Here is a 25,261-nt window from a genome sequence, read left to right as displayed (position 1 = left end):
TTACATCAGTCGGGGAAATGACCCTTTACTAGGCATTTTGCGGGCGGTGTTCGTTGGCCTCGGTCCCTAGAGTGACGGGGGTCGGGGATGCCCCGACACGTCCCGTTCCCCACCGGAAGGCAGCCGAATGCCACGCACAACCCGGTCTCTCGCCGCAGCAGGAATCGCGGGGATCGTCCTCGCCGGAACGGCCGTCGCGCCGGCCGGCGCGGCACCGACCACCGCCGGCTTCGGTCGTCCGGCCACCTCGGACCGGACCGACCCCGTCGAGGCCAGGCGCGTCGACAGCGTGCCGACGCCGAAGCTCGACTGGTACGCCTGCTACGGCACCGCCGAGTGCGCCACCGTGCAGCTCCCGCTCGACTACGACAAGCCGAAGGGCGCCACCACCGAGGTGGCCGTGCTGCGGGTCAAGGCGCGCGACCAGAAGAACCGGATCGGCAGCCTCTTCGTCAACCCGGGCGGCCCCGGCGGCTCCGGCACCGACCTGGCGCTCGCCGCGCCGTACTTCCTCGGCGACGACCTGCTCGACCGGTTCGACATCGTCGGCGTCGACCCGCGCGGCGTCGCCGCCAGCGAGAACGTCAAGTGCTTCCCGTCGGTCAAGGAGCAGACCAAGGCGTACGCCGGGCTGAACGTGGCCTTCCCGTGGACGAAGGCCGAGGAGCAGGCGTACGTCGCCTCGTCGAAGGCGATCGGCAAGGCGTGCTCCAGCACCGGCAAGCCGCTCACCGGTGCCATGTCGACGGCCGAGGTCGCCCGGGACATGGAGGTGCTGCGCCGGGCCGTCGGCGACCAGAAGCTGAGCTACCTCGGCTTCAGCTACGGCACCGCCCTCGGGCAGTACTACGCCAACATGTTCCCCGACCGGGTCCGGGCCGTCGTCGTCGACGGCGTGCTCAACCCGAACGCGTGGGTGGGGCAGGGCAAGGCCCGCAACCAGCTCCAGGAGACCCGGCTGGCCAGCGCCGACGGCGCGTACGCGGCGCTGCGGGAGATCCTGAAGCGCTGCGCCTCCGCCGGCCCGCAGGCATGCCCGCTCGCCGCCGGTGACCCCGTCGCCGCCGTCGAGACCGTGGCGAAGCGGCTGCGCAAGAAGCCGCTGGTGATCGAGGACCCGGACACCGGGGAGACGTACCCGGTCAGCTACGCCGACTACGTCGGCGCGATGCTCAGCGGGCTCTACTCGCCGTACGGCTACTCGGACATCGTCGGCATCACCGCCGACCTGCTGGTGCTCACCGACCCGGCGGCGGCCACGGCGGCCCGCCGCGCCCAGGCCCGCACGGCGCTCGCCCACCGCGCCGCCACCGCCGCGACCCAGCAGGCCCGCCGCGGGTACGACTTCCCGTACAACAACAGCCTGGAGACCTTCCTCGGGGTCGACTGCACCGACGCGTACCACCCGAAGGACGCCGGCTCGTGGCCGGCGCTGGCCGCGAAGGAGGACGCGCGGGCGCCCTACTTCGGCCGGCTCTGGGCCTGGGCCACCTCGCCGTGCGCCCGCAACACCTGGACGGTGCGCGACTCCGACGCCTACACCGGGTCGTTCGACAAGCGCACCAGCGCACCGGTGCTGGTGGTCGGCAACTACTGGGACCCGGCGACCAACTACCAGGGCGCGGTCACCTCGGCGGCGCTCCTGCCGAACAGCCGCCTGCTCAGCAGCGACAACTGGGGCCACACCGCCTACGGCACCTCGGCGTGCGCGACCGGCGCCATCGAGGCGTACCTGATCAAGGGGACGCTGCCGGCCAAGGGCAAGGTCTGCGTCGGCGACGTCCAGCCCTTCGCCGAGCCGGCCGCCGGTGCGGCCGGCGACCGGGTCACCGTGACCAAGGACGACCTGGCCCGGCGGGCCGCGCCGGCCCGGGGCGAGCCGAAGCGGCTGCCCCCGGTGGTCGCCCCGCTGCCGGCGGTCGGCACGCTGACCGTCCGCTGAGGACACCCGGGGGCACGGCGGGCGATCGGGCGCCCGCCGTGCCCCCGGGCCCGTCGGATGGGTGACCACGGTAATGGATCCCTTTGGCTACTGTCGGTGTCCCGCAGTTGCACGGGTCAGCGAGGTCGCCGATGAACCAGTTCCTCACCCGGTCCCGGGTCCGCTCCGTCGCCACCACCCTGGCAGTCGCGCTGACCCTGCTGCTCGCGGCCGCCGCCGGCTGCGACAGCCGGCAGGAGCCCCGGATCCCGTCCGTCAACGACAAGCTGCGCGAGACGCACATCTACGGCCAGCCGACGATCAGGATCGGCGTCTCCACGGTCGGCCCGCTGATGGGCGAGCTGCGCGACGGCACCTACGCCGGCTTCGACATCGAGATCGCCCGGTACATCGCCGCCCAGCTCGGCTACGCGGGCGACCACCGGATCGAGTGGGTGCCGGTGTCCACCGAGGACCGCATCCCCGCCCTCCAGGGCGGGTCGGTCGACCTGGTGGTCTCCACCTTCTCGATGACCGAGGAGCGCGCGAAGCTGGTCAGCTTCGCCGGCCCGTACCTGGTGACGACCCAGGAGGCGATGGTCCCCAACCGGCTCCGGGACAGCATCCGCACCATCGAGGACCTGCGCGACCCCCGCTACAAGGTCTGCACCAGCGGCGGCTCGACCACCGAGGCCGAGCTGGGCAGGCACCAGATCCGGGTGTTCGTGGTCAAGGAGGTCGGTGACTGCGTCGAGGGCATCCTCGCGGGGCGGTACGACGCGGTCAGCTCCGACGAGACCATCCTCGCCGGGTTCCTCTCCCGGCACCCGAAGGACTTCACGGTCGTCGACATGCCCTTCGGCACCAGCGAGCAGATCGGCGTCGGGGTGCCGATCAGCGACCCGGCGCTGCGCGACCTCGTCGCGTTCTTCCTCGACAAGAGCTACCAGCAGGGGCGCAGCGGGCAGAGCAGTCCCTGGCTGACCGCGTACCACCGGACCCTCGGGCCGTGGCTGCGGCAGCCGAAGACCCAGCCGCCGACGCTGGACGTCCCGGAGCTGGTCGACTTCGACGACAAGGTCCGCCCGTCATGACCGCGCCGGTGGCCACCGGAGGTGACGACGTGCACGCACCGGGCTCCGGCGCGGCCGAGCGCCGGGCCCGCGCCAGCCAGTCGTTCTGGGCGGTCGTGGTGGCCGTGCCCGCCGTCTTCTCGGTGCTGCGGCTCGGCGTGGAGGCCGGCGGCGAACTCCAGACCACCCTGCTGCTGGTCGCCAACGTCGGGCCGGTCAACCTGCTCGCCGGGTTCCTCACCACGGCCGCCCGGCTGCTCGCCACCGGGCTGGTCGCAGTGTTCGCCCTCGGCGCGGTGCTCGGCGTCAGCGTCGACCGGCTGCCCGGCCACCGCCGCCCGCTCTTCGCCCGCTGGGCGGAACTCACCCCGACCTGGTTCGTGTTGACCAGCTTCCTGCTCGCCCTGACCACCTGGCAGATCCTCTACCTGCCGCTGCTGCTGCCCGCGTTCGCCGCCGCGTTCCAGCTCCGCCCCGAGCGCCTGCACGAGCTGGCCGCGGCGCGGGTGCTGATCGTCGCGGCCCTGCTCGGCGGCTGGCTGTTCCTGCTCGCACCGACCCTGCTCGACGCCTGGCAGCAGGGCGAACCGCTGGTCGTGGCGCTCTTCGTCGTGCCGCCGGTGCTCGCGCTCGCCATCGCCGGCCCGCTGCCCGGCGCGGTGATCCGGCCGCTGGCCTCGATCACCCAGGCCGCCGTGCTGGCCATGCTGGTCTGGGCGGCGCTGCCGGTGATCAGCACGCCGGTGCTGCCGCTGACCGTCACCACCGTGCAGACCGCGCCCGACACGACGGAGGACGTGCGCGGACACGTCGTCGTCGTGGACGACGTGAGCATGGTGTTGCTCCAGGAGCACGGCGGCGTCCGGTACGTGCCGACCGACCAGGTGAAGGCGCAGGTGCTCTGCCCGAGCGAGGGGGAACTGCCCCGGCACCGGCTGCGGGTGCGCGACTTCCACGTGGAGGACTCGCTGCTGGAGGCGCTGGGGCGGCGGGTCCGCCCGGTGCACCGCATCGACGCCGCCTGCCGGGTCACCGGCTGACCTGGCTTCCCCGGAGCAGGTGGGCGTGCTCGGCGGCGTCGGTCAGTTCGGCGACGACCTCCGGGCTGGCCGAGGTGCCCACGGCTGTCCACAGCACGTCGACCGCCGTCAGCAGGTCCCAGGCGGGCGTGACGGACGGGAACATGGCGAGGGTCAGCCGCCACCAGACGCGGGCGAAGTGCTCGACGGCGTCCCGCTCCTCGGCCGGCCAGGCCAGCCACTGCCCGCCGACCCGGCGCGTCACGGCGTCCGGCCAGAGCCAGTGCTCCATCGCCCCGGTGGCGTACGCCTCCAGCAGGCGGGGCACCAGGTGCGGTAGCTCCGTCCCATCCCCCCAGGTGCCCGGGTTCATCAGGTACGTGCCGAGTTGGTCCGGCGTCAGCTCCCGCAGGGGCGTACGCGCGAAGAGCGCCACGTCGGCCGGGTCGACACAGTGCTCGCAGGCGGTCATGTCGGGCGGCAGCGGGCGGTGGGCGAAGGCGGCGTACAGCCGTTCCACCGCCTGCGCGAACTCGCCGTCGTCCCGCACGCCCCCAGTATGCCGGCCGGGGCGACGCCACTGCGGACCCCTGGACGCGCCGAGCGCCGGTCACGGGGAGTGATGGTTGTGCGGCCCGGGTCCGCTGCGCGGTTGATCTGACTCTTCGTCACGGTCCTTCGACCTCGCTGGACGCCTCCCGTCTCCTTTGCTCTGCACCCCTATCCGCAACACCCACTCTTCGACCGGCTGTCGGACGAGACGTGGGTCTACCCGGGTCATGGGCGGGACATTACGCTGGGCGCGGAGCGGCCGTCGCTGGAGGAGTGGCGCATCCGCGGCTGGTGACGTCAGCTCCGGTCGACGCCGTAAGCCTCCAACAGAGCTGCGGTGTACGCGGGGGCGAGGGCTCGAACGGCGGCCTCAGGCATGGCGCCGTTCAAGGCATCAGCCGCCAGGTTCACCCCAGGTGACCGGCGTCGTCCGAACAGATCGCGGAGGTGCTGCACTCCCTGACGCACGCTGTCGCCAGCGACGTCATCAGCGCTGATCTCACGCAGCCGCCGGCCGACCTGCTCCGGCGGGTGTGCCTGCATGAGGCGGATGACGTCGCTGGCGTCCTTCGGCTTCAGCCGAGAAGGTCGTGCTTGCACGTCGCGGAACCTCTCATGCAGCTTGTGCGCCTTGGACACGAACAGCGCGGCGCTGCCGGCCACCGGCACCAGCACGGCACGGGGGTCGGCCTCGGGCTCCAGGCTGGAGATCATGACGTCGGAGTGGTCTGCTACCGCCGCCTCCAGCCCGGGAGTACGCCGCGCAGCGTTTCTGCCGTGCTCAGGCAGGCGCGCGGACCTGCGTCCGCTTCCGGCTGCCAGGGCCTCCGGCACCAACAGGTCCACCGGCACCACGACCTCCCGGCCGGCCACGAGCACAGACCGTTCCCAGATTCCTGGTTCGATGGTGAGGGAGAAGCCTGCGGACTCCATAGCCTGCGTGAGTGCCGGGCTGGCACCGAGCACCCGAGGGTCAAGGGCAAGGTCGGCGTCCGTCGTGTAGGGCGCGACGCTGACGTCGAGTTCGGCCTGACCGGTGCGTACGTAGATCGCCTGCGCGCCGGCCAGGATCACCGCCTTGCGGTGCTCGGCGAGCGCGTCCAGGGCATCCAGAAGGACGCGACGCGCTGCCACATACAACGGTGAGGGTGACGTCATGGAGAGCGACTCTATGCATTGGAGTTCGCGACATCCCGTAACCGCCACTGCGATTCGTGTTTCCTCATCCAGTCGATCAGCGCATGTCCCTCCTCGGGCAGCCGCCCGTTCCCGCCGAGGCAGTCGAGCGCCAACTGACTCAGACCGACATGGGTTCGGCCCGAGACTTGGCGCGAGCGGGCAAGCTGGGCCTCGTCCTCCGGCCGCAACAGCACCACATCCGCGCCCCGGTCGGACGGCAGCAGTCGCCCGAAGCTGCGCATCGCGGCGGGGTCGCTGGTGTAGAGCACCAACTGGGCAGCCGCAGCAACCGGCGCAACCGCCGACGCGGCAAAGGACCCCGTGACCACCGCTGGTGGAGCGTCGTCCTTCCCGAGTCGTGTGAACAACTCGCCGGCTCCTGCTGGCGCGACGAACAGGGCGCTGGAATTGCTCTTGAGCAGGTCGTAGGGCTCGGAGGCGGCCAGCAGGAGCGCCGGCCAATCTACCTCGACAACGGCTCCCTTCCGGTCGCGATCAATCAGCGCCTGCTCGTCCAGCGATTTCAGAAGGCTGGATACGTAGCCCCGGTTCAGGCCGCCCGCCAGCGCCAGATCGGTCAGCCGCAGCGGAGGGGCGACATCCGTCAGTAGGCGAGCAAGGCGTCGTGCCTTGGGACCGTGGAGCCGAACTGGACCACGCTGGGAGGGGCGAGGATCGCGGTCTGCCCCCTGCACCTTGACGAACACCGCTGGTCGGTCGGCGCGCAGGTGAACGTTCCCGGTCAGGTCAACGTACGAATAGCCTCGCTCCTCCAGCAGGGCTCGGGATCGCGGGCTCAGCCAGGGCGCAACCACCAAGACCACCGGGTTGCCCATCGCCCGCCGGACCATGTGCGGTATGCGTTGCTCGGTCTTCGCCACGTCCCGGGGGGCGAACGACGTCTTCGCCTCGACAACAATCAGCGTGTCGCCGCTGCGCTGCTCCTTCAACTGCCACAGCGCGTCACCCGAGCATGGCGCTGCCGCCTGCCCGTCGATCGTGGCGTCGGTCAGCTCGAAGTGCCCCGGGAGCAGCGAGGCCAGGTGGTCTCGCGCGGCTTTGAGTAGCTCTGGCCAGGTCATCTCCACCCTGCGAGTTTGCCATACGGCCGAGTTTGTCACGTTGTCAAACTCGCGGTTCCAGCAAACATGCATGGGTTTCAGGGGTGTTTGCCGAGTCGACAAACACCCCTGGAGGACAAACATGAGAACTTCGACTTGTCCCGCCCGGCTCTCCTCGGCAGGTCCGGCGGATCTTGGTACGAAAGCGCCCCCAGAGGGGCCATTTCGTACCAAGATTGCCAGCGGGATTCGGGGTCAGCAGGCCTGGCGCTGGCCCGTGTAGTGGACGCCGGCCCTGCCGATCACGGTCTCGTCGCCCAGGCCGGTGTTCGCGCCGCGCGCGATGTAGCACGAGTACCGGTGCTGGTTGATCACCTCAAGGTGCACGTGGGCACCGCTGTCGCCGTTGACCTGGTAGCAACTGGAGTAGCGGAACCGGCCGGTCTCGCCGAGCTTGGTCCACGGCCCCACCGTCGCGCCCACGGCGATGCCGCCGGGCTTGTTGTTCACGTGCATGACGTCCGCGCGGGCGAGGACCTGACCGGTGGTGGTGTCCCGCGCCTCCAGCCCGATGCGGTAGCCGCCGTCGGCGAGGTTGCCGGTGGCGCAGCCCGGCCGGACGGTGACGACCGTGACGGCGACCGGGTGGCCGGACGCGGTCTTGGAGCCGAAGGGGGAGACGATGGTGCCGCCTGGGTTGCGGTAGATGTCCACCGCCCAGTCGTTGGTATAGCCCCAGTTGCCGAAGACGATGTGGTGGGAGGCGGGGCCGGATTCCCCGAAGCGGTCCCAGGTCGAGGAGCCCTGGATCGGCGGGTAGACGCTGACCCAGTCGCCGTCGGGGTGGGCGCTGGCGGCGGTGGCCGGCGCGACAGCGGCACCGAGCGCGAGGACGACGGCTGCTGCCGTACGGGCGAACCTGAGGTGCATCGTTCCTCCGGGGTCTCCTGGTGAGGCGGGGCAGGGCCGGCCCGGCAACCGGTGGGCGGCGGCGGACCGGCGATGTCCACGGATGCTATACCTGTCGATCTATCGATTTCCTGCCCTGTCGTGCGCGGGCGACCGGTCGGGGCGGCGGCGGGCGGCGCGCCGGGCGCGAGGGCCGAGCCGCCGGCACGGGCGTCGCCCGCACGATCAACCCCGCAGGTTGTACGAAGATGGAGCGCTGCGCCACGGCCTCGCCCCTGGCGTCGAGCTGGTAGCCGTGCAGCCAGATCCAGCCGTGGTAGGTGATCCAGTCCTCGCGGACCTTGATCAGCCGGAAGAGGATCGGCTGGACGAACTGCGGGCTCGCCGCCCGGGTCACGTGGAGGACCATGCCCGCCCGGAACTCGGTCACGCCGGCCGTATGGGGAGTGGGGCCGGGCGTGGTCACTCGCGTTCACCCGGCCAGTGGCGGCGACCGATGGGGACCTTGTGCCGTTGCCGGCAGGGCAACTCGTCGCCGCATTTGCAGACATACCGCCACCGGATCCAGGACCAGATCGGCCGGTGCCGGCGGGCGAGGGTGGCCGCGACGGCGGCGAGGTACTGGCCGTAGCTGATGCGTCTGCGCATCCCTGCCTCCTCCGGGTGCGGGGGACGTGGCGGCCGGGCCACGCACGGTCATCCGACCGCCACATCCTGTGCTCATGGTTCAGGGATGAGGGCTCGATTGGCAACATTACGTTTCGGATGAACGATGTCAGTGCTTTCATTCTGATAGGCTCCGTTGCTCACCGTGGTCGAGAGGTGATTACATGTCGAGCGCAGGCGTCGCCCGGTATGTAGTCGCGGAGAGGGAGAGCCAGTGACGACGGATACCGGCTCGACGGTCCCGAGGCGACAGCTCGGGCGTTACCTGCGGCAGCTTCGCGAGGAAGCGCGTATGACGGTCAAGGCTGCGGCCGACGCGCTGGAGTGGTCGACGCCGAAGATGTGGCGCATCGAGACCGGCGCGACGTCGATGCGGTCGCTGGACGTGGAGGCCATGTGCCGCCTCTACGGAGCGTCACCGGAAATCACCGAGGCACTGATGGGCCTCGCGAAAGAGACGAAGGCGCGCGGCTGGTGGCACTCCTACGGCGACGCCATCCCGGAATGGTTCGAGCTGTACGTAGGACTGGAGGCGGCTGCGACCCGGCTGCGCACCTTCGAATCCCAGTTGGTCCCCGGCCTGTTGCAGACCGAGGCGTACGCCACCCGCGTCTACGAGGTGGCCCGCCCGGAGATGAGCAGGGAAGAGATCCAGCGTGGCGTGGCTGTGCGGCGCGGTCGGCAGGCCCTTCTGACCCGCACCACGCCCCGCGCTCCGCAGTTCGACGTGCTGCTTGACGAAGCCGTCCTGCGGCGCGGCGTCGACGCGGACCAGCTACAGCACCTGGTGACGGTCAGCCGGCAGCCCAACGTGTCGGTGCGGGTGGTGCCCGCCTCGGCGGGCCTGCATCGCGGCAACATGACCAGCGGCGCGTTCACGATCCTTGACTTCGAAGGCGGGAAGGAGCCCTCGCTGATCTACTCCGACAGCCTCACGGGCGCGCTCTACCTCGACAAGCCTGCCGAGGTTGCGACGTACGGGGAGGTGTGGGTCGGCATGGAGCGCTCGGCGCTGACCGAGGCGGCTTCTCGCAAGCTCATCGCATCGATTGGGGAGGAACACGCATGAGCATGGTCACCTGGAAGAAGAGCACGCGAAGCAACGGAGGCGGCAACTGCGTCGAGGTCGCCACGCCTTCCCAGGCCGTCATGGTGCGCGACAGCAAGGACCAGCAGGGCCCGGTGCTGCACTTCGCACCCACCCCCTGGGCCACCTTCCTCAAGACCATCAAGGCGGGCGCGTTCACGGCCTGAGCCGCCTGACCGCTGGGTGGAGGGGCACCGCGAGGCGGGCGGACAAGATCACGCTCGATCAGGGAAAGAGTGGTGATACCCGCCGCCGGAGGCCACTCTTTCCAGGACCGAGCACGATCTTCGTCCTAGCTCCCCCGCGCTCCGACACAGGCCATCTCAGTACGACTTGTCCTGGCCCAGGACGTGCTGCGCCACGAAGTTGAGGATCATCTCCCGGCTCACCGGGGCGATCCGGCCCGCCCGCACCGCGCCCAGCAGCGTCGCCACGCCGTACTCCGTGGTCATGCCCGCGCCGCCCAGCGCCTGCACCGCCGTGTCGACCGCGAGCGCGGCGGCCTCGCCGGAGGCGTACTTGGCCATGTTGCCGGAGACGCCGGCCTCCAGGTCGCGCCCCGCGTCGTACAGGGTGGCCGCCTTGTAGATCATGAGGCGGGCCAGTTCCACCTGCACGGCCGCGTGCGCGAGCGGGTGCGACACGCCCTGGTGGGTGCCGATGCTCCGGCCGCCCCACACCTTGCGGGTGGCCGCGTACTCGCTGGCGCGCTCGATCGCGTACCGGCCGGTGCCGGCGCCCATCGCGGCGACCGTGATGCGCTCCGGGTTGAGGCCGGCGAACAGGGCGGGCAGGCCGGCGTCGAGGGACCCGCCGACCAGGGCGTCGGCGGGCAGCCGTACGTCGTCGAGGTAGAGCATGAATTGGTTCTCCGGGGAGACGATCTCCATGTCCAGCTTGGACCGGGTCAGCCCGGGGGCGTCGGTCGGCACCAGGAACAGGGCCGGCTTGAGCTTGCCGGTCGCCGCGTCCTCGGTGCGGGCCACCACCAGCACGTAGCCTGCCTCGTCGACGCCCGAGATGTAGCACTTGCGGCCGGTCAGCAGCCAGTCGTCGCCGTCGCGGCGGGCCACCGTGCCGAGCCGGTGGAAGTTGGACCCGGCCTCCGGCTCGGTGATCGCGAAGACCACCTTCAGCGTGCCGTCGGCCATGGCGGGCAGGAACCGTTGGCGCTGCTCCTCGGTGCCGTGCCTCGTCACGATCGTGGCGACGATGGCGGGAGAGACCACGAGCAGCAGCAGCGGGCAGCCGGCGGCGGCCAGCTCCTCGCAGACGATGGCCAGCTCGGTGATGCCGCCGCCCCCGCCGCCGTACTCCGTGGGGATGTTGACGCCGAGGTAGCCGAGCCGGGCGGCCTCCTCCCACAGCTCGGTGGTGTGCCCGCCGGACTTCGCCTTCTCCACGAAGTAGCCGTGGCCATATTTTCGGCCCAACGCCCGGACGGCGTCGCGGAGCTGCTCCTGCTCGTCGGTGAGGTCGAAGTTCATGACGCTGTCTCCTCGGGGGTGGTGACGACGGCCAGCACGGCGCCGGTGTCGACCTGGCCGCCGGCCGGCACCGGCAGCTCGGCGACCACGCCGTCGGCGGGGGCGAGCACGGGGTGTTCGAGCTTCATCGCCTCCAGGGTCAGCAGCAGGTCACCGGCGGCGACCCGCTGACCGACCTCGACGTGCACCCGGGCCACCGCGCCGGGCAGCGGCGCGAGCAGCGACCCGGCCGCCAGCTCCGCCGTGGGCAGCGGGAAGCGCGGCAGCTCCGTGAGGCTCGCCGCCCCGTCCGGGCCGTCCACGAAGACCTGTGACCCCACCCGGTGTACGGAGTACGCGCGCCGCACGCCGTCGACGTCGAGGACCACCCGGTCCGGGGCGGCGGCGACCAGCACCACGCTGGGCGGGAGAGGGCGGGCGGCGGGCGGCCCTGAGCCCTCGACGGGCGGAGCCGAGTCGCCGGCCGACACCGTGCAGTCGGCGAGCGCGCCGGTGCGGTCCAGTCGGTAGCGGACCTCGACCCCGTCGCCGTCCGGCCCCGCGTACCGGGTCACCTGCGGGAACGATGGCACGTTTCGCCAGCCGGAGGGGAGCCCGGCGAGCACCGTCGCAGTTGCCCGGCGAGCGGCGGCCGAGGCGAGCGCGGCGGCGAGGGCGGCCAGCGGCAGCTCGTCGGCCGGCAGCAGCGGGGCGAACACGTCGGGGTGCCGGTCGAGGAAACCCGTGTCCACCTCGGCCGCGGCGAACGCGGGGCTGCGCAGCACCCGGACCAGCAGGTCCCGGTTGGTGGTCACCCCGTGCAGCTCGGCGCGGGCCAGCGCGCCGGCCAGCAGCCGGGTCGCCTCCGCCCGGGTCGGCGCCCAGGCGACCAGCTTCGCCAGCATCGAGTCGTAGTGCACGCCGACCGTCGAGCCGTCCGCCACCCCCGAGTCGAGGCGCAGCCCCTTCGTCGGGGCGAACTCGCCCGCCACCTGCGGCACCGCGAACCGGTGCAGGACGCCCGTCGCCGGCCGGTAGTCGTGCGCCGGGTCCTCGGCGCACAGGCGTACCTCGATGGCGTGGCCGTCGGGCGGCGGGGCCGCCGCCAGCGGCAGCGGCCCGCCCTCGGCGACCAGCAGTTGCAGGCGCACCAGGTCCAGCCCGGTGACGGCCTCGGTGACCGGGTGCTCCACCTGGAGGCGGGTGTTCATCTCCAGGAAGAAGAACCGCCCGTCCGGGGCGAGCAGGAACTCGACCGTGCCCGCGCCGACGTACCCGACCGCGCGGGCGGCGGCGACGGCCGCGGCGTACAGCCGCTGCCGCACCCCGTCCGGCACGACCGCCGGGGCCTCCTCGACGATCTTCTGGTGCCGGCGCTGGATCGAGCAGTCCCGCTCGCCCAGCGCCACGACCGTCCCGTGGGTGTCGCCGAAGACCTGCACCTCGACGTGCCGGCCCCGCTCGACGTACCGCTCGACGAAGACCGTGCCGTCGCCGAACGCCGCCGCCGCCTCCCGCCGCGCCGAAGCGACGGCCTCGGCGAGCCCGGCCGGGTCGGCGACGATGCGCATGCCGCGCCCTCCGCCCCCGGCGGACGCCTTGACCAGCACCGGGAAGTCGGTGATCTCGTCGGGATCGGTCCAGGTGGGCAGCATCGGCACGCCCGCGTCGGCCAGCAGCGCCTTCGCCGCGACCTTGTCGCCCATCGCGGCGATCGCCTTCGCGGGCGGGCCCACCCAGGTCAGGCCCGCGTCGGTCACCGCCGCCGCGAAGTCGGCGTTCTCGGCGAGGAAGCCGTAGCCGGGGTGCACGGCGTCCGCGCCGGTGCGGCGGGCCGCGTCCAGGATGAGGTCGACCCGCAGGTACGTCTCGGCGGGCGCGTTCCCCGGCAGGCGTACGGCCAGGTCGGCCTCGGCGACGAACGGCGCGTCGGCGTCGGCGTCGGAGTGCACGGCGACCGTGGCGACGCCGAGCGCCCGGCAGGTGGCGATGACGCGCCGGGCGATCTCGCCCCGGTTCGCGACCAGCAGACGGGTGATCATGAAAGCAGCCCCCTACATCCGGAAGACGCCGAAGCCGTCGGCACCCTTGACCGGTCCACTGTGGATCGCCGACAGGCAGAGCCCGAGGACGGTACGCGTGTCCCGGGGGTCGATCACCCCGTCGTCGTAGAGCCGGCCCGAGAGGAACAGCGCCCCCGACTGGGACTCGATCTGCTGCTCGACCATCATCCGCATGGCGGTGTCGGAGTCCTCGTCGAACTCCTGCCCCCGGGCGGCGGCGGCCTGCCGGGCCACGATCGACAGCACGCCGGCCAACTGCGCCGGCCCCATCACCGCCGACTTCGCGTTCGGCCAGGTGAACAGGAACCGGGGCTCGTACGCCCGCCCGCACATGCCGTAGTTGCCGGCCCCGTACGACGCGCCCAGGTTGACCGTCAGGTGCGGCACCTTCGAGTTCGACACGGCGTTGATCATCAGCGCGCCGTGCTTGATGATGCCCCGCTGCTCGTACTCCGTGCCGACCATGTAGCCGGTGGTGTTCTGCAGGAAGACCAGCGGGGTGTCGGCCGCGTTGGCGAGCTGGATGAACTGGGCCGCCTTCTGCGCCTCCTCGCTGAACAGCACGCCCCGGGCGTTGGCGAGCACCCCGATCGGGTAGCCGTGCAGCTCGCCCCACCCCGTGACCAGCGCCGTCCCGTACGCGGGTTTGAACTCGTCGAACTCGCTGCCGTCGAGCACCCGGGCCAGGACCTCGCGTGGGTCGAACGGCACCTTCAGGTCGGCGCTGACGACGCCGAGCAGCTCCTCCGGGTCGTACTTCGGCGGGGCGGGGAACGCGGTGCGCGGCGGCGGGCCCTGCTTGCGCCGGTTGAGCCGGCGGACGCACTGCCGGGCCAGCCGGATGCCGTCCCGCTCGTCGGACGCGAGGAAGTCGGCCAGGCCCGACCTGGTGGCGTGCATGGCCGCGCCGCCGAGGGACTCGTCGTCGGTGACCTCGCCCGTCGCCATCTTCACCAGCGGCGGCCCGGCCAGGTAGACCTGCGACCGGTCCCGGATCATGATCACGTGGTCGGACATCCCGGGCACGTACGCGCCGCCGGCCGTGGCGTTGCCGAACACCACGCTGACCGTGGGGATGCCCTCGGCCGAGAGCCGGGTCAGGTCGCGGAACACCCGCCCGCCCGGGATGAAGATCTCCGCCTGGGTGGGCAGGTCCGCCCCGGCGCTCTCCACCAGGTTGACCATCGGCAGCCGGTTGGCCAGGGCGATCTCCCCGGCCCGCCGGGTCTTCGCCAGCGACCACGGGTTGACCGCGCCGCTGCGTACCGTCGGGTCGTTGGCGACGACCAGGCACTCCACGCCCTCGACGACGCCGATCCCGGTGACCACGCTGGCCCCCACGGGAAAGTCCGTCCCGTACGCGGCGACCGGCGACAGCTCCAGGAACGGGCTGTCCGGGTCGAGCAGCAGCTCGATCCGCTCCCGGGGCAGCAGCTTGCCGCGCTGGTGGTGCCGGGCCACGTACTTCGCCCCGCCGCCCGCGCGAGCCTGATCGAGGGCCGCGTCCAGCTCGGCGAGCCGCTCCAGCAGGGCCTCCCGGTTGGCCCGGAAGGCCGGCGCGGCCGGGTCGAGCGAACTGTCCAGTGTGGTCACAGCCCCGTCTCCTCCGTCGGCAGGTCGACGACACGGGAGCGCAGCAGCTCGCCCAGCGCCTTCGCCTGCGGGTCGAACCGGGTCGACGCGGCCACGCCCTGCCCGAGCAGCCCCCGGATCACGAAGTTCACCGCGCGCAGGTTCGGCAGCTCGTGCCGCTCGACGGTCAGCGGGGCGGTCTCCGGCAGCAGCTCGGCCAGCCGCTCGACCGTCAGCCAGCCGCGCAGCCACGCCCAGGTAGCGTCGGTACGCGCCCAGACGCCCAGGTTCGCGTCGCCGCCCTTGTCGCCGGAGCGCGCCCCCACCACCTCGCCCAGCGCCCCCCGCCGCGTGCGCTGCGGCTGCGCCGCGCGCGGCGGGTGCAAGGAAGGGCCCCCTGTTAACGCATTCTGTTGTACAGGGGGCCCCTGCAAACACGTCACCGGCGGGGGAACGATCGGCACCCGCTCGCCCGACGGCAGGACGGCCACGTGCTCCACCGCGTCCTGCGGCACGGCGTCGGCGGTGAACACCCCGTATCCGGTGGCGTCGCCGGGCAGCGTGGTCAGCGTGCAGCCCGGGTAGGAGGCCAGCGCCAGCTCCACGGCGGCGGCCGAGAACGCCCGCCCGGCCCGCGCCTTGTCGCCGTCCCGCAGGTGTACGTGCAGCAGCGCGCTCGCCGCCTCCGTGTCGCTCGCGTCCGGGTGGTCGGTGCGGGCCAGCACGAACTCCAGCCCCGCCGGGCCGACCGCCGCCTCCAGTTGGCCCCGGACCAGGGCCGCCTTCGCCGGGATGTCCAGCCCGCACAGGACGAACGTCATCGAGTTGCGGAACCCGCCGAGGTTGTTCACCCCGACCTTGAGGGTGGGCGGCGGGGGCGTGCCCCGGACCCCGGTGACGCGCACCCGGTCCGGCCCGTCGGCGGTCAGCTCGACCGTGTCCAGCCGGGTCACCACGTCCGGGCCCAGGTAGTCGGGGCCGCCCACCTCGTACAACAGCTGGGCGGTGACCGTCTCGGGGGTGACCGCGCCGCCCGTGCCCGGGTGCTTCGTGACGACCGAGGAGCCGTCCGGGTGGATCTCGACGATCGGGAAGCCGGGGCGGTGCCCGCCGTCGGGCAGCTCGGTGAAGAAGCTGAAGTTGCCGCCGGTGACCTGCGCCCCGCACTCGATGAGGTGCCCGGCCACGGTCGCCCCGGCCAGCGCGTCGAGGTCGCCGCGCCCCCAGCCGTACCGGGCGATGGCCGGCCCGACCGCCAGGGAGGCGTCGGTGACCCGGCCGGTCACCACGACGTCCGCCCCGGCGTCGAGGCACGCGGCGATCCCGAAGGCGCCCAGGTACGCGTTCGCGGTCAGCGCGTCGGGGCGGGGCAGGGCGTCGCCCTCGACGTACCCGATGCGGGCGGTGAGGCCGAGCCGGTCGGCGAGCGACCCGATCGCGGCGGCCAACCCGGCCGGATTCAACCCGCCGGCGTTGGTCACGATCCGCACCCCGCGCTCCAGCGCCGTGCCGAGGCACCCCTCGAGCTGACGCAGGAACGTCTTCGCATAGCCCAGGGCGGGGTCGCGCAGCCGGTCCCGGCCGAGGATCAGCATGGTCAGCTCGGCCAGGTAGTCGCCGGTCAGCACGTCCAGCTCGCCACCGTCGAGCATCTCCCGCCACGCGGTGGCCCGGTCGCCGTAGAAGCCGGACGCGTTGCCGACCCGCAGCGGCGCGCTCACGCGGCCACCCCGCGTCGGGCCGCCCCCGGGCCGGTCGTTCCGGGCCGTGCCGCCCCGGTCCGGGCGCCCGCCGGCCCGCGGCCGGGCCCGGGCGGGCCGGCGAACGCCTGCGCCACGTCGAGCCACGCGTCGGCGACCGGGCCGGTGGCCACCAGGTCGAGGTCGGCGCGGTGCCGGCGCTGGGTGACCAGCAGGCAGAGGTCCAGGGCCGGGCCGGTGACCCGGTCGGCGGCGTCCGCCGGGCCGTGGGCCCAGACGCCGCCGCCGGGCGCGGTGACCTCCACCCGCACCGGCGCCGTCGGGACCGCGCGGCCGTGGGCCGCGAACCCGTGCCCGAGGGTACGGAAGCCGAGGTGTACGACGTGCCGGAGCCGGGCGGTCGGGGCGCGGGTGACGCCCAGCGCATCGGCCACGTCCTCGCCGTGCGCCCAGGTCTCCATGAGCCGGGCGGTGGTCATGGAGGCGGCCGACATGCGGGTGGCGTACCAGGGCAGTTGCTCACCGGTCGGGACGGCGGCGAGCGCGTCGGCGAGCGCGGATCGGCCCGCCCGCCAGCGCGCCAGCAGCTCGGCCGGCGGGGCCAGGAACTCCTCCGCGCCGGCGTCGACCAGGCGGGCCGGGTCGGGGGCGGAGGTCACCGAGGCGACGAACGCGCCGGGGTCGGTGGCCGCGAGCAGGGCGACGTGGTCGGTCCAGGCCAGGTGCGCGATCTGGTGGGCGACCGTCCAGCCGGGGGCGGGGGTGGGCCGCGCCCAGTCGCCCAGGGGCAGGGCGGCGACCAGGGCGTCCAGCTGCGCGGACTCGTCGGCCAGGTCCGTGCGCAGTTCCGTGCGGTCGACCATCGTGCCTCCAGGGGGCCGGTCGGGCGGGCCGGTCAGGGGGTGAGCAGGGTGGCGAGCTGGCGCTTCCAGGTGGTGAGCAGGGCGGCGCGGCGGGCCGAGTCGTCGTTGAGCAGGTTGGCCACCCCGAGCCCGCGCAGCAGGTCGAGGGTGGCCTGCACGGCCTCGCGGACGCCGGGGCGACGCTCGTCGACGCCGAGCAGGGCCACGGTCAGCCGGTGCATCTCCCGGCCGACCTGCCGTTCGAGGGGGACCAGGGCGGTGCGCAGCTCGGCGTCGGTGCGGGCGGCGACCCAGAGTTCGAGAGCGGCCACGAAGAGCGGGCCGGTGAACGCCGCGCCGAGCAGGTCGATCACCCGGTCGAGCCGTTGCGGCCCGGCGGGCAGCGCCTCGGCCTCGGTGCGCAGCTCGTCGGCCCGGCGCTGGGCCAGGTGCGCGACGGCGGCGGTGACCAGGGCGGCCTTCGTGGGGTAGTGGTGCAGCTGCGCACCCCGGGACACCCCGGCCCGGGTCGCGACGACCGTGGTGGTCGTGCCGGACCAGCCGTGCTCGACGAGGCACTCGACGGTCGCCTCCAGCAGCCGGGCCCGGGTGGCGCGGCTGCGCTCCTGCTGCGGGACGCGGGTCGGTGTGGCGGTCACCCGGTCAGCGTGCCGCCGCCAAAACAAACAGTCAAGCCTGACTTTTTTGTGCGTCGGGATGGGGCCCGCTGGTCGGGGGTGCGCGTGGCGGGTGTCGTCCACGCGCCAGGGGGCTGATGTCGTCCGCGCCCGCAAGAGGGCTGATGTGGTCCGCGCCGCTGGGGGGCTGATGTCGTCCGTGCCCGCTAGGGAGCTGATGTCGTAGACGACTCACCGATCGGGCACCGGGCGATGTCGTAGACGACTCAGCTCCCTAGTGTGCCGCGCGGATGCCGTCCCGGGCGGGACCAGTGAGGTGCCGTCGCGGGGTCGGGTCAGCGACAGCCACAGGGGCTGGCCAGCGACAGCCACAGGGCGTCAGCGACAGCCGCGGGGTCGGGTCAGCGGCCGTCGCGGGGGCCGAAGACGGCCAGCGCCTCGGCGTCGCTGTGCCGGGAACGCAGGTACTCCTCGGCCCAGCCGGCCGCGTCGGGGAAGCCGGACTCCGCCGCCACCCGCGCGCACGCCGCGTCGACGTCGAACGCGGTGCGCCGCAGCTGCACCCCCGGCCCGAGCAGCGCCCAGTCCGCCCCCGGCCCGCCGTACGGCATGCCGACGCTGCCCGCGTTGACCACCAGGCGCCGGTCGACCAGCCGGGCGAACGGCATGTGGGTGTGCCCGCAGACCACGGTCCGGACCTCGGCCGGCACGTCGGCGAGGACCTCGGCCCAGCGGGACAGCCGGGAGTCCACGAGGACGACCTCCTCGTCGTCGCGGGGCGTGGCGTGGCAGAACAGCACCTCGCCCAGCCCCGCGACCGGCAGGGTCACCGCCGTCGGAAGCGCCGCCAGCCGGGCGACCTGGTCGTCGCGGAGCTGCCCCGCGGCCCAGTTCGACACCTCGATCGGGGACGGCCGCCCGGCCCGCGCCTCGACCAGTTCCCGGTCGGCGTTGCCGCCCACCCAGCGGACCCGGTCGCCGAGCCCGGCAAGCAGGTCCAGCACCTCGACGGGCTGCGGGCCGGCGGCGATGTCGCCGGTGAGCACGATCAGGTCGGCGGCGGCCACGTCCGGCTCGGCCAGGACCGCCTCCAGCGGGGGCAGCGCGCCGTGGACGTCGGAGAGGACAGCGACCCGTTCCAGCATCCCGTCACGGTGCGCCCCGGCCCGCCGGCCCGTCCAGGGATTCTCCGCCGGGCAGAACGCCCGCCGGGGCGGACGGCGGATGACTCAGACGCGGGCGCGGCGGGCCAGGCGCTCCGGGTCGAGGATGATGATGCTCTTGCCGTCGAGCCGCAGCCAGCCGCGCGAGGCGAAGTCGGCGAGCGCCTTGTTGACGGTCTCCCGGGAGGCGCCGACGAGCTGGGCGATCTCCTCCTGGGTCAGGTCGTGGGTCACCCGCAGCACGCCGCCGTCGCGGGTGCCGAACCGCCCGGCCATCTGCAGCAGGTTCTTCGCGACCCGCCCCGGCACGTCGGTGAAGATCAGGTCGGCCAGCGAGTCGTTCGTCCGGCGCAGCCTGCGGGCCAGCACCCGCAGCAGCTGCTCGGCGATCTCGGGCCGGTTGTTGAGCCACGGGCGCAGGGCCTGCTTGCGCAGGCGCACGAGGCGGGTGTCGGTCACCGCGGTGGCCGTCGCCGTGCGGGGGCCGGGGTCGAACAGCGACAGCTCGCCGACCATGTCCGACGGGCCCATCACGGCGATCAGGTTCTGCCGGCCGTCCGCCGCCCGGCGACCGACCTTGATCTTGCCGGACAGCAGGATGTAGAGACTGTCGCCGGGCTCGCCCTCGTTGAACACGACCTCGCCCTTGCGGACCTCGATCGTCTCCATCTCCTTGGCGAGCGCCTCGGCAGCCTCCGGGTCGACTCCCTGGAAGATCCCGCTGCGAGCCAGTACCTCGTCCATCGCGCACCTCCGCCTGCGCGTGCCGTCTTCTCGGCCGGGCCGCCGTCCGCTGATCCCTCGCGCGAGGCCAGTCTAGGCGCACGTGAGCGGTAATCAGAGCCGCACCCCTGGGAAACCCCTGGTCCCCCTCGCCGCGCCCGGGACGTAGGGTCGGCGGCGTGCTGACCGAGCCGACCCTGACCAGCCGCCACGAGGACGGCCGGGACGTCCCGCTGCTCGTGTGGCGCGCCGACCGGCCGTTACTGACCGTCAGCTCCGCGCCACTCGGCGGCGGGATCGGCGTACGGCACTGGGTGGTCAACGCGACCGTGCCCATGTCGTACCACCGGGACGACCCGGCCGACCACCTGGCCGAACTGGCCGACCAGCTCGGCCTCGACGGGCCCGGCGTCGGCCTGCTGACCGGTGTCGACGTCGCCGAGGTGGTCGCCCGCGCCGACTCCGGGGTGCGGGTCTGGGCGACCGTCGGGCTGGGCACCCCCGTCCAGGCCGCCGCGCCCGACCCCGCCGTCGCCACGCCCGCGCCCGCCCCGGCCCGGTGCGCCGCGCCCGCCCACCGGGTCGGCACGGTCAACATCGTGGTCGAGGTGCCCGCCCGGCTCGGCGACGCGGCCCTGGTCAACGCGGTGGCGACCGCGACCGAGGCGAAGGCGCAGGCGATCCGGGAGCTGGGGCTCGTGGCCACCGGCACCCCCACCGACGCCGTCACCGTGCTCTGCCCGGCCGACGGGGAGCCGTCCGCCTACGGCGGGCCCCGATCCGCGTGGGGCGCCCCGCTGGCCCGCGCGGTGCACGCCGCCGTGCTCGTCGGCGGGGCCGGGACCGTGGTCCCCTGGTCCGAACGGCGCACGGCCTGATTTTTCGGCCGATCGGCCATCGTCACCGCGTATCCCGCCCGGTAGCGTCGCGGGCGATGTATTCTCCCGCCCGCCCCGGCCCCCGTCCCCGCCTGCCCCGCGCCGGTGCCGCCCGCCCGCGCCGCCGCGCCGCGCTCGCCCTCGGCGTGCTGCTCGGCACGCTGCTCGCCGCCGGCTGCGCCGAGACGACCGACGCGCCCACCTGGCAGCCCGGCACCCGGGCCGGCGCGACCGGCACCGCCTCCCCGGCCCCCTCCGGCGACACCCCTGAGGGCAAGGTCGAGAGCGTGTCGCTCTCGGCCACCGGCGACATCATCATGGGCAACGCGCCGAACCGGCTCCCGCCGAACGGCGGCAAGGGTTTCTTCGACTCGGTGCAGAAGGCGCTCGCGGCCGACCTGGTGATGGGCAACCTGGAGGAGCCGCTCACCGTCGACACCGGCACCGGCAAGTGCGGGGCCAACTCGACCCGCTGCTTCCAGTTCCGCGCCCCGCCGGAGTACGCCGCGCACCTGCGCGACGGCGGGTTCGAGCTGCTCAACCAGGCGAACAACCACGGCTACGACTACGGCCCCAAGGGCTACCGCAACACCCAGGCCGCGCTGGAGAAGTACGACCTGGCGCACACCGGGGCGCCCGACCAGATCACCGTGGTCGAGGTCGAGGGCGTCAAGATCGCCGTCGCGGGCTTCTCGTCGTACGTCTGGTCCAACAGCCTGGTCGACATCGACGCCGCCAGCGCGGTGATCAAGAAGGCGGCCACCATGGCCGACCTCGTCGTCGTGCAGGTGCACATGGGCGGCGAGGGCGCGGACAAGACCCGGGTGCGCCCGGGCACCGAGATGTTCCTCGGCGAGAACCGGGGCGACCCGATCAAGTTCTCCCACGCCATGGTCGACGCGGGGGCGGACCTGGTCGTCGGCCACGGCCCGCACTTGCTGCGCGGCATGGAGTTCTACGAGGGCCGGCTGATCGCCTACAGCCTCGGCAACTTCGCCGGCGGCGGCAACTCGCTGAGCAACAACGGCCGGCTCGGCTGGGGCGGCGTGCTCAAGGTGTCGCTGAAGCCGGACGGCAGCTTCGCCGGCGGCTCGTTCACCTCGACGTACATGAACTCGATCGGCAAGCCGACCATGGACCCGGACGACCGGGGCCTCGGCCTGGTCCGGGAGCTGAGCCGGCTGGACTTCCCGAAGAGCGGCGCCCGCCTCGACGACGAGGGCCGGATCACCGAGCCGTGAGCCGGCGGCCGGCCACCGGTCGCCGGGCGCGGCCGGGCCGCGTGGCGCGGCGGGCCGTCACCGGGTCGACGTAGTCTTTCCGTCGTGACCACCAGTCCCCCCGCAGCCAGCGAGACCGACCTCGGCCGCACGCGTCGCGCCCGGAAGATCCACCGGGTGCTCACCCAGACGCACCCCGACGCCCACTGCGAGCTGGACCACACCAATCCGCTGGAGCTGGCCGTCGCCACCATCCTGTCCGCCCAGTGCACGGACAAGAAGGTCAACGAGGTCACCCCGAAGCTGTTCACCCGCTACCCGACGGCCGCCGACTACGCCGGGGCGGACCGGGCCGAGCTGGAGGAGCTGATCCGGCCCACCGGCTTCTACCGCAACAAGACCAACTCGCTGATCCGGCTGGGTCAGGCCCTCGTCGAGCGGTACGACGGGCAGGTCCCCGGCAAGCTCGACGACCTGGTGACGCTGCCCGGGATGGGCCGCAAGACCGCCAACGTCATCCTCGGCAACGCCTTCGGCGTCCCCGGCATCACCGTCGACACGCACTTCCAGCGGCTGGTGCACCGCTGGCGGTTGACCGCCGAGACCGACCCGGTGAAGATCGAGCACGCGATCGGCGCGATGTTCCCGAAGCGCGACTGGACGATGCTGTCGCACCGGATCATCTTCCACGGCCGGCGGGTCTGCCACGCCAAGAAGCCGGCCTGCGGCGCGTGCACGCTGGTGAAGCTCTGCCCGTCGTACGGGACGGGGCCGACGGAGCCCGCGCCGGCCGCGAAGCTGCTCAAGGGCCCCCGGGCGCGGGACCTGGCCGTCGCGGCGGGCGTCGACCCGGAGCTGGTGCCGCAGCAGGCGGTCGCCGCGGAGGCGCCGTGACGCACCGCTCCACCGCCCGGCGTTCGCTGGTCGCCCTGCTCCTGCCGTTCGCGCTGCTCGCCGCCGCCTGCACGGCGACCCCGGCCGAGGAGAAGACGGCCGAGCCCCGGCGGAACAACCGGCCGTCGCCGTTCGCCGCCTGCGCGACCCTGACCGTGCCGCCCCCCTCGGCCGCGCCCACCCCCGCCGGGTCCGGCGGGCCGGAGCTGCCCGAGCTGACCCTGCCCTGCTTCACCGGCGGCGACCTCGTCGCCCTGCGGGACGTGCGCGGGCCGGCCGTGGTCAACCTGTGGGCGTCCTGGTGCCCGCCCTGCCGCAAGGAACTGCCCGCGTTCCAGCGGCTCAGTGAGCGCGCGGACGGCAGGCTCCAGGTGATCGGGGTGAACACCCGCGACAGCCGGGACGCCGCCCAGTCGATCGGCGAGGACTTCGGCGTGCGCTTCCCCGTCCTGTTCGACCAGGGCGAGAGCCTGCGCCGGGCACTCAACCGCAACGCGGTCCCGCTGACCGTTCTCGTCGGCGCGGACGGCCGCATCCGGCACGTCGACACCTCCGGCGCGCTGGACGACGCCCGGCTCGCCGCGCTGGTCCGCGAACACCTCGGCGTGGTGGTGCCGGCGTGAGCCGTACGCCGCCGCCCTGGATGCAGCCCCTGCTGTCCCGGCTCGGCTCCGCCCGCGCCGAGGACTTCACCCGGATCGCCACCCCGGCCAGCGGCGGGCGGGAGAGCGCCGTGCTCGTGCTGCTCGGCGAGGAGCCCGGGGCGGGCCCGGACGTGCTGGTCCTGCAACGCGCCGCCACCCTGCGCAACCACGCCGGGCAGCCGGCGTTCCCCGGCGGGGCGGCCGACCCGGGCGACGCCGACTCCGCCGCCACCGCCCTGCGCGAGGCCAACGAGGAGGTCGACCTCGACCCGGCCAGCGTCACCGTCCTCGCCGAGCTGCCGAGGCTGTGGATCCCGGTCAGCGACTTCGTGGTGACCCCCGTGCTCGGCTGGTGGCACCGGCCGCACCCGGTGCACCCCCGGGAGCCGGCCGAGGTCGCGCACGTCGCCCGGCTGCCGGTCGCCGAGCTGGTCGCCCCCGAGAACCGGCTGCGGGTCCGCCACCCGAGCGGCTGGGTCGGCCCGGCCTTCTCGGTGCGCGGCATGCTGGTCTGGGGGTTCACGGCCGGGGTGCTCGCCGCCCTGCTGGAGATGGGCGGGTGGACCCGCCCCTGGCCGGACGACCGGGTCGTCGACCTGCCGCCGGCCGGGGCCGCCCCGGCACCCTCCGCCGGCACCGACGCCGCCGACGAGATGGCCGGACCGCTCGCCTGACCGCTGGCGCGGCGGCGGGACGCTGACCGGACCGTCACGTTCCGCGAGCGGTGGGCACCCGGCGGGCCCGCTGCCCGTACCCTTGGGGCGTGTCCGCCGTGGATCTCGTTCTGCTCCTGCTCATGCTCGTGTTCGCGATCAGCGGATACCGTCAGGGCTTCGTCATCGGGGTGCTGTCGTTCTCCGGGTTCTTCCTGGGCGCGCTCATCGGTCTACAGGTCGGCCCGTTGCTGGCCCGCCAGTTCACCGACAGCGGCACCCGGGTGCTGATCTCCCTCGTCGCCGTGTTCGGGCTGGCCGTGGTGGGGCAGGCGCTGGCCGGTTGGCTCGGCTCGCACCTGCGCCAGACCATCACCAGCGACATCGCCAAGCGGGCCGACGACATCGGCGGGGCGGTCGTCTCGCTCTTCGCCGTGATGCTGGTCGCCTGGCTGGTGGCCGTGCCGCTGGGCTCGTCCTCGCTGCCCTGGCTGGCCTCCTCGGTGCGCAACAGCGCGCTGCTCACCGTCGTCGACCGGGTCCTGCCGGACCAGGCGCAGGAGCTGTCCACCGCGCTGCGGGACACCGTCGACACCAACGGCTTCCCGGACGTCTTCGGCGATCTCGCGCCCACCCGGGCCCGGCAGGTCGAGCCGCCCGACCCGGCGCTCGCCGGCTCCCAGGTGGTGGCCGACGGCCGGCGTGCGGTGGTCAAGGTGCTGGGCTCCGCGCCGAGCTGCGCGCGCCGCATCGAGGGCTCCGGCTTCGTGTACGCCGACGACCGGGTGATGACCAACGCGCACGTGGTGGCCGGCACCCGGTCGGTGGCGGTCGAGCTGAACGGCGACCGGTACGACGGGGAGGTCGTCGTCTACGACCCGGACCGGGACCTGGCCGTGCTGCGGGTGCCGGGGCTGCCCGGCCCGTCCCTGCGGTTCGCCGCCGGCAACGCGGGCAGCGGGGCGGACGCGATCGTGCTGGGCTTCCCGCTCGACGGGCCGTACAACGCCCAGTCGGCGCGGATCCGGGACGTCGATCGGATCACCGGCCCGGACATCTACTCCTCCGGCGACGTGACCCGGGAGATCTACACGATCCGGGCGCTGGTGCGCAGCGGCAACTCGGGCGGGCCGCTGCTCTCCTCGAACGGCCTGGTGCTCGGGGTGATCTTCGCGGCGGCGGCGGACGACCCGAACACCGGCTTCGCGGTGACGGCGGCCGAGGCCCGCCCGGTCGCCCTGGCCGGTGCCGAGCGGACCCGCCCGGTCGGCACCGGCGAGTGCACCTGAGCCGCAGGAACGCTGCCGCCCCCGGCCGCCGTTCCGGCCCTCCGGCTCC

25 protein-coding genes are annotated in these 25,261 nt (G+C 73.3%); 11 read left to right on the top strand and 14 right to left on the bottom strand.

Annotated elements, in window-relative coordinates; translation table 11 throughout:
* Positions 1 to 127 precede the first annotated feature (127 nt).
* The 3 genes from GA0070558_RS10670 to GA0070558_RS10660 all read left to right on the top strand — a co-directional run bounded on the left by GA0070558_RS10670 (position 128) and on the right by GA0070558_RS10660 (position 4,034).
* Positions 128 to 1,942, top strand: coding sequence for an alpha/beta hydrolase (locus GA0070558_RS10670; RefSeq protein WP_091278107.1), 1,815 nt, complete (start codon positions 128 to 130; stop codon positions 1,940 to 1,942).
* 131 nt (positions 1,943 to 2,073) lie between these two features.
* On the top strand, positions 2,074 to 3,015 hold the full coding sequence (locus GA0070558_RS10665) for a transporter substrate-binding domain-containing protein (RefSeq protein WP_043964943.1): 942 nt from the start codon (positions 2,074 to 2,076) through the stop codon (positions 3,013 to 3,015).
* Positions 3,012 to 4,034, top strand: a complete 1,023-nt coding sequence (locus GA0070558_RS10660) for a hypothetical protein (RefSeq protein WP_091278105.1) — start codon at positions 3,012 to 3,014, stop codon at positions 4,032 to 4,034. Before GA0070558_RS10665 ends, GA0070558_RS10660 begins: the two co-directional genes overlap by 4 nt.
* Here the strand turns inward: GA0070558_RS10660 and GA0070558_RS10655 are convergent.
* From GA0070558_RS10655 to GA0070558_RS10630, 6 genes are all read right to left on the bottom strand, one after another.
* On the bottom strand, positions 4,024 to 4,563 hold the full coding sequence (locus GA0070558_RS10655) for a hypothetical protein (RefSeq protein ID WP_091278103.1): 540 nt from the start codon (positions 4,561 to 4,563) through the stop codon (positions 4,024 to 4,026). The two genes, GA0070558_RS10660 and GA0070558_RS10655, sit on opposite strands and share 11 nt — an antisense overlap.
* 299 nt (positions 4,564 to 4,862) lie before the next feature.
* Positions 4,863 to 5,723: a hypothetical protein gene (locus GA0070558_RS10650; protein WP_141722194.1), complete on the bottom strand. Its 861-nt coding sequence runs from the start codon at positions 5,721 to 5,723 to the stop codon at positions 4,863 to 4,865.
* Between the two features lie 11 nt (positions 5,724 to 5,734).
* On the bottom strand, positions 5,735 to 6,832 hold the full coding sequence (locus GA0070558_RS10645; protein ID WP_091278099.1) for a hypothetical protein: 1,098 nt from the start codon (positions 6,830 to 6,832) through the stop codon (positions 5,735 to 5,737).
* Positions 6,833 to 7,060: 228 nt separating this feature from the next.
* Positions 7,061 to 7,735 carry a hypothetical protein gene (locus GA0070558_RS10640; RefSeq protein WP_218106980.1) on the bottom strand — a complete coding sequence of 225 codons (675 nt, stop codon included), beginning with the start codon at positions 7,733 to 7,735 and terminating at the stop codon, positions 7,061 to 7,063.
* A gap of 85 nt (positions 7,736 to 7,820) precedes the next feature.
* Positions 7,821 to 8,123: a hypothetical protein gene (locus GA0070558_RS10635; protein WP_256091866.1), complete on the bottom strand. Its 303-nt coding sequence runs from the start codon at positions 8,121 to 8,123 to the stop codon at positions 7,821 to 7,823.
* Between the two features lie 53 nt (positions 8,124 to 8,176).
* Positions 8,177 to 8,362 (bottom strand): hypothetical protein, encoded by a 186-nt coding sequence (locus GA0070558_RS10630; RefSeq protein WP_091278098.1) that lies wholly within the window; start codon positions 8,360 to 8,362, stop codon positions 8,177 to 8,179.
* 232 nt (positions 8,363 to 8,594) lie between these two features.
* Here GA0070558_RS10630 and GA0070558_RS10625 point away from each other — a divergent pair, with 232 nt between their 5' ends.
* Together GA0070558_RS10625 and GA0070558_RS10620 are read left to right on the top strand one after the other, a co-directional pair.
* Positions 8,595 to 9,449 (top strand): helix-turn-helix domain-containing protein, encoded by an 855-nt coding sequence (locus GA0070558_RS10625; protein ID WP_091278096.1) that lies wholly within the window; start codon positions 8,595 to 8,597, stop codon positions 9,447 to 9,449.
* The gene (locus GA0070558_RS10620; protein ID WP_091278094.1) at positions 9,446 to 9,634 is read left to right on the top strand and encodes a DUF397 domain-containing protein; all 189 of its coding nucleotides are present in this window, start codon (positions 9,446 to 9,448) and stop codon (positions 9,632 to 9,634) included. The genes GA0070558_RS10625 and GA0070558_RS10620 overlap by 4 nt, the downstream gene beginning before the upstream one ends.
* A 156-nt stretch (positions 9,635 to 9,790) precedes the next feature.
* Here the strand turns inward: GA0070558_RS10620 and GA0070558_RS10615 are convergent, their stop codons facing one another.
* From GA0070558_RS10615 to GA0070558_RS10580, 8 genes are all read right to left on the bottom strand, one after another.
* Positions 9,791 to 10,954, bottom strand: a complete 1,164-nt coding sequence (locus GA0070558_RS10615) for an acyl-CoA dehydrogenase family protein (protein ID WP_091278092.1) — start codon at positions 10,952 to 10,954, stop codon at positions 9,791 to 9,793.
* Complete coding sequence (locus GA0070558_RS10610) at positions 10,951 to 12,975, bottom strand: ATP-binding protein (protein ID WP_091278090.1); 2,025 nt, start codon at positions 12,973 to 12,975, stop codon at positions 10,951 to 10,953. Before GA0070558_RS10610 ends, GA0070558_RS10615 begins: the two co-directional genes overlap by 4 nt.
* A gap of 12 nt (positions 12,976 to 12,987) precedes the next feature.
* Positions 12,988 to 14,589, bottom strand: coding sequence for an acyl-CoA carboxylase subunit beta (locus GA0070558_RS10605; RefSeq protein WP_091278088.1), 1,602 nt, complete (start codon positions 14,587 to 14,589; stop codon positions 12,988 to 12,990).
* Positions 14,586 to 16,289: an acyclic terpene utilization AtuA family protein gene (locus GA0070558_RS10600; protein WP_091278171.1), complete on the bottom strand. Its 1,704-nt coding sequence runs from the start codon at positions 16,287 to 16,289 to the stop codon at positions 14,586 to 14,588. Before GA0070558_RS10600 ends, GA0070558_RS10605 begins: the two co-directional genes overlap by 4 nt.
* A complete protein-coding gene (locus tag GA0070558_RS10595) occupies positions 16,286 to 17,131 on the bottom strand; it encodes a TIGR03084 family metal-binding protein (protein ID WP_091278086.1) in 846 nt (281 codons plus the stop codon). Before GA0070558_RS10595 ends, GA0070558_RS10600 begins: the two co-directional genes overlap by 4 nt.
* A gap of 32 nt (positions 17,132 to 17,163) precedes the next feature.
* Positions 17,164 to 17,769, bottom strand: a complete 606-nt coding sequence (locus GA0070558_RS10590) for a TetR/AcrR family transcriptional regulator (RefSeq protein ID WP_077938001.1) — start codon at positions 17,767 to 17,769, stop codon at positions 17,164 to 17,166.
* A 380-nt stretch (positions 17,770 to 18,149) separates the two neighbouring features.
* The gene (locus GA0070558_RS10585; protein ID WP_091278084.1) at positions 18,150 to 18,893 is read right to left on the bottom strand and encodes a metallophosphoesterase family protein; all 744 of its coding nucleotides are present in this window, start codon (positions 18,891 to 18,893) and stop codon (positions 18,150 to 18,152) included.
* A gap of 84 nt (positions 18,894 to 18,977) precedes the next feature.
* Complete coding sequence (locus GA0070558_RS10580) at positions 18,978 to 19,655, bottom strand: Crp/Fnr family transcriptional regulator (protein ID WP_007073398.1); 678 nt, start codon at positions 19,653 to 19,655, stop codon at positions 18,978 to 18,980.
* A 158-nt stretch (positions 19,656 to 19,813) separates the two neighbouring features.
* Between GA0070558_RS10580 and GA0070558_RS10575 the strand changes: the two genes are divergently transcribed.
* The 6 genes from GA0070558_RS10575 to GA0070558_RS10550 all read left to right on the top strand — a co-directional run bounded on the left by GA0070558_RS10575 (position 19,814) and on the right by GA0070558_RS10550 (position 25,212).
* Positions 19,814 to 20,512, top strand: a complete 699-nt coding sequence (locus GA0070558_RS10575; RefSeq protein ID WP_091278082.1) for an adenosylcobinamide amidohydrolase — start codon at positions 19,814 to 19,816, stop codon at positions 20,510 to 20,512.
* A 56-nt stretch (positions 20,513 to 20,568) separates the two neighbouring features.
* Positions 20,569 to 21,753: a CapA family protein gene (locus GA0070558_RS10570; RefSeq protein WP_091278076.1), complete on the top strand. Its 1,185-nt coding sequence runs from the start codon at positions 20,569 to 20,571 to the stop codon at positions 21,751 to 21,753.
* 84 nt (positions 21,754 to 21,837) lie between these two features.
* Positions 21,838 to 22,626: an endonuclease III gene (nth, locus tag GA0070558_RS10565; protein WP_091278075.1), complete on the top strand. Its 789-nt coding sequence runs from the start codon at positions 21,838 to 21,840 to the stop codon at positions 22,624 to 22,626.
* Positions 22,623 to 23,249: a TlpA family protein disulfide reductase gene (locus GA0070558_RS10560; RefSeq protein WP_176734169.1), complete on the top strand. Its 627-nt coding sequence runs from the start codon at positions 22,623 to 22,625 to the stop codon at positions 23,247 to 23,249. The genes nth and GA0070558_RS10560 overlap by 4 nt, the downstream gene beginning before the upstream one ends.
* Complete coding sequence (locus GA0070558_RS10555) at positions 23,246 to 23,944, top strand: NUDIX hydrolase (protein ID WP_043964966.1); 699 nt, start codon at positions 23,246 to 23,248, stop codon at positions 23,942 to 23,944. Before GA0070558_RS10560 ends, GA0070558_RS10555 begins: the two co-directional genes overlap by 4 nt.
* Before the next feature lie 89 nt (positions 23,945 to 24,033).
* The gene (locus GA0070558_RS10550; RefSeq protein WP_043964968.1) at positions 24,034 to 25,212 is read left to right on the top strand and encodes a MarP family serine protease; all 1,179 of its coding nucleotides are present in this window, start codon (positions 24,034 to 24,036) and stop codon (positions 25,210 to 25,212) included.
* Positions 25,213 to 25,261 lie beyond the last annotated feature (49 nt).

Origin of the sequence: Micromonospora haikouensis (assembly GCF_900091595.1) — a bacterium.
Lineage (GTDB): Bacteria > Actinomycetota > Actinomycetes > Mycobacteriales > Micromonosporaceae > Micromonospora > Micromonospora haikouensis.
The sequence above is the reverse complement of the archived record's forward strand: the minus strand, read 5'-3'. Positions and strand labels throughout refer to the sequence as shown.